Genomic DNA, 16388 nt, shown 5'->3' with positions numbered 1-16388 from the left:
ATCTAAATAAGCACATGAGTAAACTTCGACTACTGAATTTAATAACACTGCTCTCTCTCTTCTCCATAACAGCTATTGCCCAACAAAGTAATAGTATAAAAGGAAAAGTATTAACCGCCGATGGGCAAGCCGCAGCTTATGTTAGTGTAGGATTAAAGGGAAAAGGGATTGTGGTAACTACTGATAACAAAGGCGAGTATAGTTTCGTAAAAATAAAGGATGGCCATTACACCATCCGGGTTTCTGCCATAGGTTTAAAAAGTGCTGAAAAAACAGTAACCGTTTCTGGCAATCAAACCGTTAATATAAATTTCAGTTTATTAGAAAGTGCTGATCAATTAAAAGAGGTAGTTGTTTCGGGTAATAAAAAGAAGTATAAGGTAGACACCCCTTCTTCTTCCCTAAGATTAGATGCTCCACTATTAGAAGTACCGCAAAATATTCAAATCATTACTTCTGCTACACTTGCCGATCAGCAAATTACCAGTATGAGTGACGGAGTAATCAGAAATGTAAGTGGTGTAACCAGATTAGAGCATTGGGGCGATATTTATACCCGCGTAAATACGCGTGGTGCAAGGGCCGCAGCTTTTAGAAACGGGATAAACTTAACATCTGACTGGGGACCACTCACAGAAGATATGAGCTTTGTAGACCACATTGAATTTGTAAAAGGTCCATCTGGCTTTATGATGTCTAACGGTGAACCAAGTGGTATTTATAATGTAGTAACTAAAAAACCTACCGGAAAAGATTTTAATGGAGAAGCCTCTTTTACATTAGGCAGTTTTGATATGTACCGCAGTACACTTGACTTGGATGGCAAACTAAATAAATCTGGCAAACTTTTGTACAGGTTAAACTTAATGGGACAAACTAAAAACTCACACCGCCCATACGAGTATAACGACCGTTATAGCATTGCGCCCGTGATTAGCTATCAAATTGATGATCAAACTTTGTTAACGGCTGAGTATAATTATCAGCATGTTAATTTATCTGACCTTGGATCTGCTTATGTTTTTGCACCTGATGGCTATGCTACCCTACCAAGAAACTTCACCATGTCTGAACCTGGTTTAGATCCAAGCATTGCCAAAGAACATAGCTTGTTTCTAAACATGCAACACCATTTTAATGCCAATTGGAAACTTACAGCACAATTGGCCTACGTAAGTTTCAATCAAAAGTCGACCGATATATGGCCCTCATCTGTAGCAGCCAATGGCGATGTAATTCGTGATCTTTATCTTTTTGATGCCGCATTGAACTATAAATTTGGTCAGGTATTTTTAAATGGCAACGCCACCACGGGAAGTATTAATCATCGCATTTTGGTGGGTTTAGATGTAGGTGATAAGGAACGTTATTATGATTTTGGACAATCATTCGCGCTTGATAATGCGACTAAACCCTTTAACATTTATAATCCAGTATATGGTACCCCTATTAATGGCATACCACAATTTGATCGTAGCAAAAGCTTATATCAAAGAGGTGCAAATAGTCGTGTAAATCAATCCTATACAGGCTTGTACTTACAAGATGAGCTTGGTTTTCTGGAAAACAAGATTCGGTTAACACTTGCGGGAAGGTATACTTTAGTAAAACAATCTGAATATGGTTCTGATACCGACGACAAAAAATTCACCCCACGAGTTGGTTTAAGTGTTTCTATTGATGATCAAACTTCTGTATATGGTTTATATGATCAAACTTTCATTCCACAAACTGGCTCCATTAAAAGTGGGGAACAACCTAAACCAATTACAGGAAACAACATTGAATTTGGAATAAAAAAAGATTGGTTTGATGGCCGTTGGAACACAACCATTGCTGCTTACCGTATTCTTAAAAACAATGAATTATCACCCGATCCAACCAGCACACCTGCTGCCCCATTCTCTTTACAATTGGGACAAAGCACAACAAAAGGTATTGAGTTCGACCTTCGTGGAGAGATCTTACCTGGATTAAACCTTATAGCCAATTATGCACTTACAGATTCGAGAGTAAGTAAAGAAACTGAGGTTTATGGAGAGATCATTCCGGTTGGAACTAAAATAACAGGATATGCTAAACACAATGCCAATGCATGGTTGAGCTATAAAATTCAAAAAGGAGAATTAAAAGGTGCCGGAATATCTGGTGGTTTCAGTTATCTGGCTGACCGTAGTACATGGTCATGGGGTGGTTCCGGAAGTCAGGAATTGCCTAGCAACTTTAAACTGGACGGTGGTATCTTTTGGGAAAAGGATAAGATACGTTTAACAGCAAATGTATATAACATTCTAGACAAGTACCTTTATAGTGGCGCTTCTTATGGAGATTATTATTACTGGCAAAGTGATCCACCAAGAAACTACAGACTAAGCATTGCTTACAAATTTTAATAGCAGCAATGGTGAGTAAAAAGAAAAATAGGTTCAAATATTGGACCGGACAAGTACACTTATGGCTCGGATTAACATCCGGGCTATTTGTGTGTTTTTTAGGGATCACCGGCTGCATATTAGCCTTTGAACGTGAAATTGAAAACATCACACAACCTTATCGTTTTGCTAGTGTAGAGCAACATGCTTTGCTGGCTCCCTCCTTGCTTAAAAAGATTGCTGATGCGGAATTGCCCGGTAAGCATGCCCATAGTGTAGGGTATCAACAAGGAAAAGCCTCTCAAGTTGTTTATTTCGCTGAAAACCCTTCGTATTACTGGATTGTCTTTTTGAACCCTTATACCGGTAAGGTACTAAAGGTTAAAAACATGGATGATGACTTTTTCAGGATTATGATTATGGGGCATTATTACCTATGGCTTCCACCAAATATAGGGCAACCCATTCTGGCTTCAGCTACCTTAATGTTTCTGTGCTTGCTCATTTCTGGACTGATATTATGGTGGCCAAAAAACAAAGCGGCTAGTAAAAAAAGATTCAGCATTAAGTGGAACGCAAAATGGAAACGGGTAAATTATGACTTACATAATGTACTGGGTTTTTACATGACCTGGATTCTCATTTTTATTGCTATAACTGGTTTGGTAATGGGCTTTCAATGGTTTGCAAAATCTGTTTACTGGCTTTCCTCTGGAGGCGACCAAATGAAACCATTTGCAGAAAGTTATTCGGACACCACTTCAGTAAACTTGGCTATAAGTAAGAAACCAGCCATAGACATTCTATGGGCACAAACTTTAAACAACTTACCTGGCTATACAGGCGGTATTGAAGTTCATGTTCCTGAAAATGCTAAGTCGGCTATAGAAGTAGCGCTAAATCCAGATACGGATACTTATTGGAAAGCTGATTATCTCTACTATGATCAATACAGTTTAAAAGAAATGGAAGTAACGCATAGCTATGGTAAATTGGCAAATGCGAGTATGGCAGATAAAATAACAAGGATGAACTATGACATTCATGTTGGAGCTATTGTAGGTTTACCGGGCAAGATAGCAGCCTTTCTTGCTAGTTTAATTGCAGCAAGTTTACCCATCACAGGTTTCATGATTTGGCGTGGTCGTAAAAGAAAAAAAGCAGCTCAGGTTTAAGCAATTACGAATTTCAAAACCAAAGGACATTCTTTTTTATTTTATATTTTTTCTAATTTGCATTCTCCCCAATCGAAAAAATAATGACACAAGTAGCTTTGTTATTAACCAATAGATACCGCTTGTTAAGTGTGGCAGCGATATTAGATGTATTTGATACAGTAAACAGCTATTATGAAGCCAATGGTGAAGAACCGTTGTTTAAACTAAATGTGCTTTATGCCGAAAATAGCAACAACCAGATTCCTGTATTTGACAACCATATCCCTCAACCATTAAAATCAGTGAACGAGCATGACCTGGTGCTTATACCAGCTTTTGCTTCATCTGATTTAGCTGTTGCAATCCAGGAAAACCTTGAGTTTTTACCTTGGTTGCGCAAACAACATCAGAACGGAGTTGAAATTGCTTCATTTTGTACAGGAGCTTTTTTACTTGGCGCAAGTGGCTTATTAAATGGGAAAAGTGCTACTACGCATATCCATGCCAGTACCTCATTTGCGGCTAGCTACCCTGATGTATTTTTAAGAGCAAACGAAGTCGTTACTTACGATCATGGTATATATACCAGTGGTGGTGCGACCAGTACCTTTCATTTATTGCTAAGACTGATTCATAACTATGGCAATAGAGAAATTGCGGTAAGAATGGCTAAAGTGTTTGCTATAGATATGAACCGTGGACAACAAAGCTATTTTGGTACTTTCATTCCATCCAAAGATCATGGTGATGAGCTGGTTACACAAACGCAACTTTGCATCGAAAACCTATACAATAAGGCTGCTACCGTTGATGATATACTTCAACAAATACCAGCAAGCAGACGAAACATTGAACGCAGGTTTAAAATGGCAACTGGAAATACAATGATCGAGTATTTGCAGAAAACAAGAATAGAAGTAGCAAAGAAGCTATTGGAACAAACCAACCAAAGTATCCTTGAGATCATGCTAAACTCTGGTTATAACGACCTAAAAGCATTTAGACAGCTTTTTAAGAAAAGCTCGGGAATGACTCCTAAAGACTACCGCGATAAATTTAAAGCGCGGGTTGCATAGCTTTCTTCTCGCTAGCCTTAATCTTGGCTTTAGCCTTGTTTTTCTTTTTAAGCTTATTTAGCCAAATGATCGTGCCGGTAATAGGCAAACTAGTGGCGATTAAGCAAGCGAAGAAATAGATAATTTTGGTAAACATGCCATATACATCACCCAGGTGTAATGCTTTTATTGAGCCCGAAACACGCTCATTGAAAGGTTTATCCTTAAAGACTTCAATCTTTAATACAGAGGCCGTATACTGATCAAGCAGCAACTTATCCCCTGCTGATGGCGCAAAGAAACCCGTTTGATTTTTTGTAATTGCAATAACAGAAGTTGAATCTTTTGGCAAATTAACACTGTAATCACCTTTGTAAGGTAGTACACGATCTGCTGCCTGGATATAATCAGTAATACTTAATGGTTTAATCGCGGCTAAAGTCAATTTTGATTCGGGATCTTTTGGTGCTTCAAAGTCTTCAGGCTGATACGTACCTAATGTTTTTTTTAGGGCTTCACGATACCATGGGAAGGACCATTGTGGGCCAGTGATTCCCATTAAAAAAAGGAAAATACAAGCGTAAAAACCCAGACTATTGTGTAGATCATGGTTTTTTCTTTTCCAACTACCACTCCATTTAACTTTCAGACCTTGTTTCCAAGCTCTGATCTTTTGAGGAAACCAGATCACCATCCCAGTAATTACACCAAGAGTGAACAATATAGTTGCCGTACCGGAAATATAACTACCCAGTTTACGGTTTTCTAATTCGCCAATTAAAGGTTTCTCTATTTTATCTAACAACAACCAACGGTGTAAACTAAACATCGTTTGCATAAAAGATGCAGTAGCAGTTTTAGATTCTGATATATTACCCAGTATTTCTCCTGTATATTGATTTACTGCAAATGCCGATGGGCGTTTTCCACCGCCTGGGCCTTCCCTACCCTTTTCTGGCTTCTTACCTCTTTCTCCTTTATGCTCGCTTTTTCCAGCAGCTTTGTTTTCGCCTTTTTCGCTGCCCTTTTTACCTTCTTCTTTATCTCTTAACCTTACCATAAACTGATAAGATCTATTCGGATCAGCTGATATTTTTACCGAAGCTACTTTTCCACCAGTAATAGCCTTTACCTTAGCGATCAACTCCTCCACAGGCATTGGTTTAGCACCATTGTCACTTTTCACCTTATACAATTCTGGCGAAGCCATTTCCCGTAATTCAGTATTGAATACATATAAGGTACCACTTAAACAAATCAATATGACAATGATTCCACTGGCTAAACCAATCCACAAGTGAATATCGTTAAAGAACTTACGAATGTTTTGCCAGGTTGATTTTGTTTTTTGTGCTGCCATTTCGATTTTTTTGAGGTCGCTAAAATACGATTATTTAGATACAGTCTAATTAACGAGAATAAATTTTATAATTAATTATTATTGATGGGTCCAGAATTCTGGCTATTTTTCTTCTATGCCTAGCAAAAGCTGTGCAATCCTTTTACAATCTGTTCTAAATCAACAACATTTATATAAAATTTCTTTGCTGAAAAAATAATTATTATTACCTTTGCCGTCCCACACGGGAAAAGGAGATTAAATTTTAATGGCTAAAAAACAAGTAGCAGAAAAAGAACTAGAGGCTAAAACAGCCGAATTACAAGGCGCAGACGCTCGTCTGGCTGAGAAAGAAACCATTGAGTCAGAAGCTGATTCAGTGTCGATCGAACAGATCAAATCATCATTAGCAACACCAGATCAAGATTTTGACTGGGATGCAGACGACAAAGCATTCGGAAATTACACTGACGAAGACCGTAAGAAGTTTGAAGACATGTATACCGATACTTTCAATCAAATCAACCAGGGTGAAATCATCAGTGGTACTGTTGTTTCAATTAACAACAAAGACGTAGTATTAAACGTAGGATTTAAATCTGACGGTTTAGTATCAACTTCTGAGTTCCGTGATACACCTGATTTGAAAGTTGGCGACAAAGTTGACGTTTTCGTGGAAGCCCCTGAAGATGCTAACGGCCAGTTAATTTTATCTCGTAAAAGAGCTAAAACCCAAAGATCATGGGAGTCTATTAATGAGGCTCTTGATAATGACAGAATCATCAACGGATTTGTTAAAAGCCGTACTAAAGGTGGTCTTATCGTTGACATCATGGGTGTTGAAGCTTTCTTACCTGGTTCTCAAATTGACATCAAACCTATCCGCGATTACGATGTATACGTGGGTAAAACAATGGAATTCAAAGTTGTTAAGATTAACCACGAATTTAAAAACGTAGTTGTATCTCATAAAATCCTTATCGAGGATGACTTAGAAAGCCAAAAAGTTGAAATCGTATCTAAACTTGAAAAAGGCCAGGTATTAGAAGGAACTGTTAAAAACATTACTGACTTCGGTGTATTCATCGATTTAGGTGGCGTTGACGGTTTACTTCACATCACTGATATTTCTTGGGGCCGCATAGAGCATCCAAAAGAAGTATTAAGCTTAGATGAGAAAATCAATGTTGTTGTTCTTGACTTTGATGACGAGAAAAAACGTATTGCTTTAGGTTTAAAACAATTGACTCCTCACCCTTGGGAATCTTTAGATGCTAACTTAGCTGTTGGTTCTAAAGTTAAAGGTAAAATTGTTACTGTAGCTGATTACGGAGCTTTCTTAGAAATCATTCCTGGTGTTGAAGGTTTAATCCACGTTTCAGAAATGTCGTGGTCTCAAAACTTACGCAGCCCACAAGAATTCTTGAAAGTTGGCGATGAGATCGAAGCTGAAGTTTTAACTTTAGACAGAGATGATCGTAAAATGAGCTTAGGTATCAAACAATTAACTCAAGATCCTTGGCAAAATGTTGCTGAAAGATATCCTATCGGAAGCAAACATACTGCTGTAGTTAAAAATATGACTAACTTCGGTGTATTCGTTGAAATCGAAGAAGGCATCGATGGTTTAATCCATATCTCTGATCTTTCTTGGTCTAAAAAAGTTAACCACCCTAACGAATTCACTAAAGTAGGTGATACATTAGACGTAGTTGTATTAGAATTAGACGTTGAAAGCCGCAAATTAAGCTTAGGTCACAAACAATTAGAAGAAAACCCTTGGGATACTTTTGAAACTATCTTCACATTAGATTCAATCCACCAAGGAACTGTTGTTAAAGTAACTGATAAAGGTGCTGTTATTGCTTTACCATATGGTGTAGAAGGTTTCGTACCAACTAAACACATGGCTAAAGAAGACGGTGGTACCATCAAAGCTGAAGAAACTAATGACTTCAAAATCATTGAGTTTAACAAAGATGCTAAACGTATCGTTGTTTCTCACGCCCGTATCTGGGAAGAGGCTAAAGCTGAAGCTGTTGCAGAAGAGCGTAGTGCTAAGAAAAAAGAAGCTAAAGCTTCTAGCAGTGCAGTGAAAAAAGTTAAAGATTCAGTTGAAAAATCGACATTAGGTGATTTAGGCGTGCTTGCACAATTAAAACAACAAATGGAAGGTGAAGAAAACAAAGCCAAAAAAGGCGAGTAATCTTTAAAGCTTATATATTAAAAAGCATCCCCTAACCGGGATGCTTTTTTTTTGCCCCGCATTTTTTAGTATTTTGCGGCATGATGAAATCTTTGTTAACATTCGTATTTGGTCTGCTGATTATCAATAACACAGAAGCTCAGCTGCCGGCAATCATCCCTCAACCTGTCCAGATGAGACCTGGCCTTTTCCCCCAGGATAAATTCACTATTGACAAGAATACCGTTATCCTAATTTCCGAGACTTCTTTAAGCCCCTCAGCAAAGTTCCTCGCCGATTATATATTCAAGTACTATAATTTAAAACTCAAAATAACGAATGATCTAGAGGCTGCAAAGAACGCGCACTCAATTAACCTCGTTCTTAACCAGAAACTATATACAGATATAGAGAAATATTTCGTTTCTGTATTAAAAAATCAACTCAACGCCGGGGCTTCTTCCCCACAAGGTATATTCTATGCTGTGCAAACCATTATACAGCTCTTGCCTGTAGAAACTACAGAACCCGCACAACTATACATTCCTTCAATAGATATCATAGACTACCCTCGTTTTGCTTACCGAGGTATGCACCTTGATGTGAGCAGACACTTCTTTGATGTGGCCTTCATAAAAAAATATATTGACTACCTCGCCTACCATAAACTAAACAACTTTCATTGGCATTTAACGGATGATCATGGTTGGAGAATAGAGATAAAAAAACACCCTAAGCTAACCAGTATCGGTTCGTGGCGCAATGGTAGCATCATCGGCCTATATCCTGGGACAGGAAATGATGGAATAAGATATGGCGGATTTTACACCCAGGAAGAAGTTAAAGAGGTGATCAAATATGCAGCAGAGCGCTACATCAATATAATTCCTGAAATCGAAATGCCGGCACATAGCATGGCCCTATTGGCGGCCTACCCTCAGTTTGGCACCGAGCCAAATAAAAAGTATGAAGTGGCCCAGACTTGGGGAATCTTCAATAAATTCAATAATGTACTCCAACCTACCGACCAGACCTTTAAATTTCTGGAAGAAGTGCTAACAGAAGTCATGAACCTGTTTCCATCCAAATACATCCATATTGGCGGTGATGAAGGTTCGAAAATCTGGTGGAAACAATCAACAGTTTCGCAACAGATCATGAAAGCAAATGGTATAAAAGATGAAAGTGGTCTACAAAGCTATTTCATTCACCGTATAGAGAAATTTGTAAACAGTAAAGGCAAAACCATAATTGGCTGGGATGAGATCCTGGATGGTGGATTGGCTCCGAATGCCATCGTCATGAGCTGGCGCGGAGAAAAGGGCGGCATTGCCGCTGCAAAGCAAAAACATAAGGTAATCATGACACCGGAGGACATGATGTATTTTAACCATAGCCAGTTTGTGAAAGACGACTCGCTTACAGCAGCCAAATATCTGCCGCTTAAAACAGTATATGATTACGAACCAGTTCCTGCTGTATTGAATACGGAGGAAGCGAAATACATTTGGGGTGGACAAGGTAATTTATGGTCTGAGTACATTACTAATCCGGCCAAAGTGGAGTATATGCTATTCCCAAGACTGGATGCCTTGAGTGAGATTTTATGGAGCCCTAAAGAGAAAAAGAACTATACTGATTTTCAGAAAAGGCTAAAAACTCAGTTCAAAAGGTACGATCTGATGAAGGTAAATTATAGTAAACGATATTTAGTAAACTAACGAATATGTGCCCATAAATATAGGACCTTCAATTTAAATACATAACCTATTTAAGCACAAGCTGCTACAATCGCATTTTACATTTTTTTAATTTAAAAGCGTTTTTATGTATTTAGGGTTCCAATTTTTGGCTATATTTGCATAATCTTTAAGTCAATGCAAAAACGAACACTGCTAGACGGTCAAAAATTCCAGATCACAATTAAGCGACTTTGTCATCAATTAATTGAGAATCACAACGATTTTTCTAATACTGTTTTAATTGGCATACAGCCAAGAGGCAGTTACTTTGCCGATAGAGTTAAACACGAACTCTCGGAAGTCCTGAAAAAAAGCGTCATTCAAAAAGGTAATTTAGATATTACTTTCTTTAGAGACGATTTTAGAAGGAAAGACGGAATCGTTTCGGCAAACAGCAATACCATAGATTTTATTATTGAAGGCAAAAACGTAATCTTAATTGATGATGTATTGTGGACAGGGCGGACGATCCGCGCTGCACTTGATGCATTATTGGCTTACGGAAGACCGGCAAAAGTAGAGTTGATGGTGCTAATTGACAGACGCTTTTCAAGACACGTACCTATTGAGCCGGATTATATCGGGTTACAGGTAGATACGCTTTACTCGCAGCAAGTGCGGGTAAGTTGGAAAGAAACAGAAGGAGAAGACAAAGTTATCTTAATATCAGAAAGCAATAAATAATATGGCAGTAGAAAAATTATCAACCCGACATCTTTTAGGAATCAAAGATATTAACCGGAATGATATCGAATTAATCCTCGAAACTGCAGACCATTTTAAAGGTGTAATTAACCGGACCATCAAAAAGGTTCCTTCGTTAAGAGACCTCACCATTGCCAATATATTTTTTGAGAACTCTACCCGTACCAAACTTTCATTTGAGCTGGCTGAAAAACGACTTTCGGCAGACGTAGTTAATTTTGCGGCTTCCTCTTCCTCAGTAAGTAAAGGAGAAACCTTAATTGATACGGTAAACAATATCCTGGCCATGAAAGTGGACATGGTGGTGATGAGGCATCCTTATGCGGGTGCTGGTCAGTTTTTGAGCAAACACATCAAAGCCCAAATCATTAATGCAGGTGATGGTGCACACGAACATCCTACACAAGCTTTACTAGATGCTTTCTCTATCCGCCAGAGATTGGGTGATGTAGCAGGTAAGAAAGTAGTAATTGTGGGTGACATACTTCACTCAAGAGTAGCCATTTCTAATATCCTTTGTCTGCAAAAATTAGGCGCAGAGGTAATGGTATGTGGCCCTACTACCCTAATTCCCAAGCACATTGAAAGTTTAGGTGTAAAAGTAGAGCACAACTTAGTTAAAGCACTAAACTGGTGCGACGTGGCCAATATGCTACGTATACAACTGGAGCGCCAGGACATCAAGTATTTCCCTTCTTTAAGAGAATATGCCATGATGTACGGGTTAAATAAACAGATCCTCGACAACCTGGATAAAGAAATCATTGTAATGCACCCAGGCCCTATCAACAGAGGCGTGGAGATTACCAGTGATGTTGCTGACAGTAAGCAATCTATCATCCTGGAACAGGTTGAAAATGGTGTAGCAGTACGCATGGCAGTACTGTATCTTTTAGCCGCTCAGAACGACTAAAAAAGCCTGCTTTACGCAAATTAATTTCATAGTTAGCGGATAATTTTAAAGGATCGATACGAACTTTCTTTTAAAATCGTTAAACCTGTGTTATCAACACATGTTAATTTCTTATGTTAATAAGACGCATTACTATATCTATATTAGGACCAACCATATTTGAAATCAGATGTCAAAAAAATACCTTTTTATTCCGCTACTGCTAGCAGGCGGCTTTACGGCCGGTTATGCGCAAACAAGTGTACTCGTAAACCTGAACAAGAATTACCAAAGTGGTTTGGAACTACTCGATAATGAAAAATATGTAGCTGCAGCGCAACAATTTAGATTGGTGGAGCAACAGCGACAAAAGCCAGGTACCCAACCAGAAAGCAATGCTGAGTTATCATTGCTAAAAGAAAATGCCAAGTTTTATGCTGCCGTTTGTGCTTTAGAATTAGGCAACCGGGACGCTGAAGGCTTATTTCAAAACTTCATTAAAGATTACCCCTTAAATCCAAATACAAAACTTGCGTATTTTCACGTAGGTAAATCGTACTTCGCACAAAAAAACTACGAGAAAGCACTAGAATGGTTCGAAAAAACTGACCCTTCTACCCTTTCTGCCAAACAACGATTAGAATATCAGTTTAAACAAGGCTATGCCTATTTTGAACTGAAAAACATGGAAAAAGCAGAGCCTTTGTTTGAAGCGGTGAAAAAAGAAAAATCACCTTTCCAGGAAAGTGCCACTTATTACTTTGCCTATATCAATTACCTGAACAAGGAATATAAAACTGCCTTAAGCAATTTTGAAAAACTAAAAGGCTCACCTACCTACGAAGCGAGCTACCCATATTACATCACTTCGATGTATTACCTGGACGAACGCTACGATGATGTGATTAGCTATGCTATTCCTATTTTAAAAACTTCTAAGCAGCAATACGAAGCAGAAATGTTGAGTCTGATTGCCGCTTCTTATTTTGCAAAATCTGATTATGTAAACGCAGAGAAGTATTTCAAAGATTTTTACGCAAAAGATAAATCAAACAATAAGAATAACCTTTTCATCTATCAGTACGGTTATTCATTATTTGAATTGAAAAAGTACAGTGAATCAGTCGCTATTTTAGAGAAACTGAATACTGATGATACTTACTTGCAAAGCGGGATGTATACACTAGGTCGCGCTTTCTTACAGTTGAAAAATAAAGAAAAAGCGAGAAGCGCTTTCTTTAGGGCCTCCAGACTTGATTTTGATAAGGTAGTACAGGAAGAAGCCTGGATTAATTATGCAAGGTTAAGTTATGAGCTTGAATTTAACCAGCAAGCATTAGACGCAACTCAAAATTTCTTAAAGTTGTTTCCGACCTCGCGTAAATTAAATGAGGCTAAAACACTATTAGGAGAAATCCTGTTAACCAGTAAAAATTACCAGGCTGCAATAGATATCCTAGAGCCTATTCAAAACAAATCGGAAGAGGCCAAAGAAGCTTATCAAAAAGTAACTTACTTCAGGGGTCTTGAGTTTTATAATGAAAGGGCATTCCCAAATGCATTATCTATGTTCCTTCGCTCAGAGAAATTCCCTCAAGATGAAGAGATTCTTGCCTTAAATACTTATTGGAAAGCGGAAGCTAGCTATGAGTTGAGAAAGTTTGGTGAGGCAGTAAAACACTTTGAAACATTTTTGGATATGCCGGGCGCCAGCAAAACGGGTGTTTACAATTTTGCAAACTATGCCCTTGCCTATTCTGCTTTTGAAGATGAGCGTTATGGCAAAGCAGCAACGTACTTCGAGCGCTTTTTAAAAGGTAACGATAAGGATCAAAAAACGGTAAACGATGCGACCATCAGGTTGGCAGATTCTTACTTTGTAAACAAGAGCTATACCAATGCCTTAGCTAACTACAACAAAATTATAGGTAACAAATCCACTGGCGAAGATTACGCCTTATTCCAACGTGGTATGATCCAGGGTCTGGAAAATCAAAATGATGCAAAGATCAGTACCATGCAGAGTTTGCTTAAGCAATTCCCCACTTCAAATTATGCAGATGATGCCGGTTTTGAAATGGCCTATACTTATTTCAACAAAGGTGATCTGGATAAATCGAAATCAGATTTGACCAGTTTAGTTAGCCAGTACCCTAATAGCAGTTATGTGCCACGTGCATTGGTAACTATTGGGTTGGTACAATACAACCAAAACCAAGACGATGCCGCGCTTGAATCGTTTAAAAAAGTAATCAGAGACTACGCCAGTACCGAAGAAGCTAAACAGGCTTTAGAATCGATCAAAAACATTTATGTAGATAAAGGAGATTCTCAAGGTTTTATCACTTATGCCGGTACTACCCCACTAGGTAACTATTCATCGGCAGAACAAGACAACATTTTGTTCCAGGGTGCAAACAACTTATACTTAAAAGGTGATGCTAAAGGTGCTTTTGAAGCCATCAATGCTTATTTCGATAAGTTCCCTAAAGCTATACACGATAAGGAAGCTAAATTTATAAGAGCAGAATCGCTAGTTAAATTAGGTCGCCCGAATGAGGCTATTCCTGATTATGAATATATTTTGAACGACTGGACTAGTGATTATACTGAACGCTCCCTGGTAAGTATTTCCAAATTATTCCTTGATCAGAAAAAATACAATGAAGCCATCGTATATCTGAAAAGATTGGAAACAACAGCTGATTATAAAGTGCATTATACTTACGCCTTGAACAACTTGTTGAAAGCTTACAATGAGCTGAATATGCCGGATGATGTGTTGAAATATGTGCAACTGATTAAAGAATCGGACAAAGCCTCTGAAGAAGAGAAAAACAGTTCGGACCTGTATGCAGGTAAAGCTTATTTATTAAAAGCGGATACAACACTTGCGGTAAAATCGTTTAACAACGTAGTGAGCAAAACCAAAACACTCGCTGCTGCCGAAGCAAAGTATAACCTGGCGGCTGTACAGTATGCTAAACACGAGTATAAGACATCAACTAAAACATGTTTTGATTTGATCAATAATATGCCTTCTTATGATTATTGGGTAGCTAAGGCTTTCATATTACTATCTGATAACTATGTAGCCTTAAAAGACAATTTACAGGCAAAAAGTACGCTATTGAGTATCATAGATAACTATGATGGCAAGGATGATATTGTGCCTACTGCCAAAGCTAAATTAGAAAAAATTAAATAAGACGAAGCGACATGAGATTGACGAAATTAATATATACAACCCTATTTTTTATTGCAGCAGGTACTCTAAATACTATAGCGCAAGACAAAAAAACGACAGAGAAGAAAACGGAAGAAAAGAAGACAGAAGATAAAGCAGTAACAGAGGAAATTGAAGTAGTAAGACCTTACAAACCTGTTTTAGCGGAAGCCGTTAAACTAAGAAGAAGTCCGGATTTGAACGATGTTAAAACTTATAAAGCAAAATTCAATTACAGCTTAACTGATAGAAAGCTTGAGCTAAACTCTGACATCAATAAACTACAAGCACAACAATTAGCAGCAGAGAAAGAAACCGAGCTGATTAACAATTACGTTAAAGGTGGGTTTGGTAGTGCATCAACCACGTTAGCCGAAGCTTATATCAACATCGGCAGAGATGAGGCTTTGCAGGCTGGCGCGTTTTTTAGACATTTCGGACAATCGGGAAGTTTAAATAAACAAAGTGCAAACCAGCAACAGCTTAGTGCTTTTGGTAGAAGCATTGGCGATTTAGTAACTTTAAGTGGTCGGCTAAACTTTCAAAGAAACGGATTATACTTTTATGGGATTGACAAAGCCAACCCTACTTTAAATCCTAATCCGGAACAGCAGGCATTGAGCTTCCTTGAAGCTGAAGGTGAACTGGTAAATAAATTCACCAATGATCCTGATGCCTTAAGTTACGCAGCTAAATTAAACGGATACGTTTGGAGCGATAAATTTGACGCAAAAGAGAGTTCAATCGTATTAAATGGTTACCTGAACAAACGCATCAGCAGTTTAAATTTGGGACTTGCTGCCTCAGCAGAATTTGGCAAAACAAAGGATGCACTGACTAGTGTTGGTAATAACCTACTAAGGCTAAACCCATATATTAGGTTACAGACCAATGGCGTTAAAATTAATGCAGGAATTAATTTTGTACAGGAATTTGGAACCGTTTCTTCTACCAGAATATTCCCTGCAGTAACTGCAGATTTTACATTGATACCTGATTACTTAGAAATTTTTGGAGAAGTGAAAGGTGATGTAAATCGTAATTCATTGAAACAATTAACAGATGAGAATCCATTTTTAAATAGCAATATCGCAATCAAAAACTCCATTGAAAAACTAAGCATCAGTGGTGGTATCAAAGGAACAGGTGGTCCAGGATTTGGCTACAAAGCGAGATTCTATCACAAACGAATCGAAGATATGCCTTTGTTTGTAAACAACTTTGCCAGCTTCAACAAGTTTGATGTGATCTACGATTTTGGCACCATGAAATTAACAGGTATTGAAGGTGAATTATCGATACAGGTGAGTGATGCCTTAAAGTGGACAGGTAAACTAAATTTTGAGGATTACAAGCCTGCAGCGGAAACACAAAGCTGGTTTAAACCTCAATTGCGTTTAAGTTCTGATTTAATGTACGCCATTACTAAAAAAATCACTTTAAATGCTGCTGTTGCCCTTCAGGATGAAAGCAAAGCTAAAGTTTACACTGCTGCTCCTGCTAGCCCTTACCTTATCCCTGACTTAGCAAATGAAACTGTAGTTACAGTAAAAGGCTTCGTAGACCTTGGTGTAGGAGCAACTTATAAGATCAACAACAAGTTTTCGGCTTTTGGTAGAGTGAATAATTTACTGAACACCAAGTACAGCAAATATTTACATTATGAGGCAATTGGCTTGAATATATTTGGTGGTGTTGCCTATTCGTTCTAATGC

General features: G+C 38.1%; 10 protein-coding genes. 9 read left to right on the top strand and 1 reads right to left on the bottom strand.

From position 1 onward, the window contains the following. The first annotated feature begins 14 nt into the window (after positions 1 to 14). The 3 genes from BLS35_RS23195 to BLS35_RS23185 all read left to right on the top strand — a co-directional run bounded on the left by BLS35_RS23195 (position 15) and on the right by BLS35_RS23185 (position 4605). Positions 15 to 2393, top strand: a complete 2379-nt coding sequence (locus BLS35_RS23195) for a TonB-dependent siderophore receptor (protein WP_090785842.1) — start codon at positions 15 to 17, stop codon at positions 2391 to 2393. A gap of 8 nt (positions 2394 to 2401) precedes the next feature. After that, positions 2402 to 3547: a PepSY-associated TM helix domain-containing protein gene (locus BLS35_RS23190; RefSeq protein ID WP_090785840.1), complete on the top strand. Its 1146-nt coding sequence runs from the start codon at positions 2402 to 2404 to the stop codon at positions 3545 to 3547. A gap of 83 nt (positions 3548 to 3630) precedes the next feature. Next, positions 3631 to 4605 (top strand): GlxA family transcriptional regulator, encoded by a 975-nt coding sequence (locus BLS35_RS23185; protein WP_090785838.1) that lies wholly within the window; start codon positions 3631 to 3633, stop codon positions 4603 to 4605. Here BLS35_RS23185 and BLS35_RS23180 read toward each other — a convergent pair. Then, a complete protein-coding gene (locus tag BLS35_RS23180; RefSeq protein ID WP_090785837.1) occupies positions 4586 to 5944 on the bottom strand; it encodes a PepSY-associated TM helix domain-containing protein in 1359 nt (452 codons plus the stop codon). The two genes, BLS35_RS23185 and BLS35_RS23180, sit on opposite strands and share 20 nt — an antisense overlap. 247 nt (positions 5945 to 6191) lie before the next feature. On the opposite strand from BLS35_RS23180, the gene rpsA reads away from it, so the two are divergent. The 6 genes from rpsA (at position 6192) to BLS35_RS23150 (ending at position 16385) form a co-directional block, all read left to right on the top strand. Beyond that, entirely contained in the window at positions 6192 to 8129 is a 1938-nt protein-coding gene (gene rpsA / locus BLS35_RS23175; RefSeq protein ID WP_090785835.1) for a 30S ribosomal protein S1, read from the top strand. 80 nt (positions 8130 to 8209) lie between these two features. After that, entirely contained in the window at positions 8210 to 9829 is a 1620-nt protein-coding gene (locus BLS35_RS23170; protein WP_371328258.1) for a beta-N-acetylhexosaminidase, read from the top strand. 156 nt (positions 9830 to 9985) lie between these two features. Further along, positions 9986 to 10534, top strand: a complete 549-nt coding sequence (gene pyrR / locus BLS35_RS23165; RefSeq protein WP_090785833.1) for a bifunctional pyr operon transcriptional regulator/uracil phosphoribosyltransferase PyrR — start codon at positions 9986 to 9988, stop codon at positions 10532 to 10534. A gap of 1 nt (position 10535) precedes the next feature. Then, the gene (locus BLS35_RS23160) at positions 10536 to 11468 is read left to right on the top strand and encodes an aspartate carbamoyltransferase catalytic subunit (protein ID WP_090785831.1); all 933 of its coding nucleotides are present in this window, start codon (positions 10536 to 10538) and stop codon (positions 11466 to 11468) included. 169 nt (positions 11469 to 11637) lie between these two features. Then, on the top strand, positions 11638 to 14655 hold the full coding sequence (locus BLS35_RS23155; protein ID WP_090785829.1) for a tetratricopeptide repeat protein: 3018 nt from the start codon (positions 11638 to 11640) through the stop codon (positions 14653 to 14655). A gap of 11 nt (positions 14656 to 14666) precedes the next feature. Beyond that, complete coding sequence (locus tag BLS35_RS23150; protein WP_090785827.1) at positions 14667 to 16385, top strand: TonB-dependent receptor; 1719 nt, start codon at positions 14667 to 14669, stop codon at positions 16383 to 16385. Positions 16386 to 16388: the final 3 nt, after the last annotated feature.

The organism is Pedobacter sp. ok626 (assembly GCF_900100435.1).
Taxonomy (GTDB): domain Bacteria; phylum Bacteroidota; class Bacteroidia; order Sphingobacteriales; family Sphingobacteriaceae; genus Pedobacter.
The sequence above is the reverse complement of the archived record's forward strand: the minus strand, read 5'-3'. Positions and strand labels throughout refer to the sequence as shown.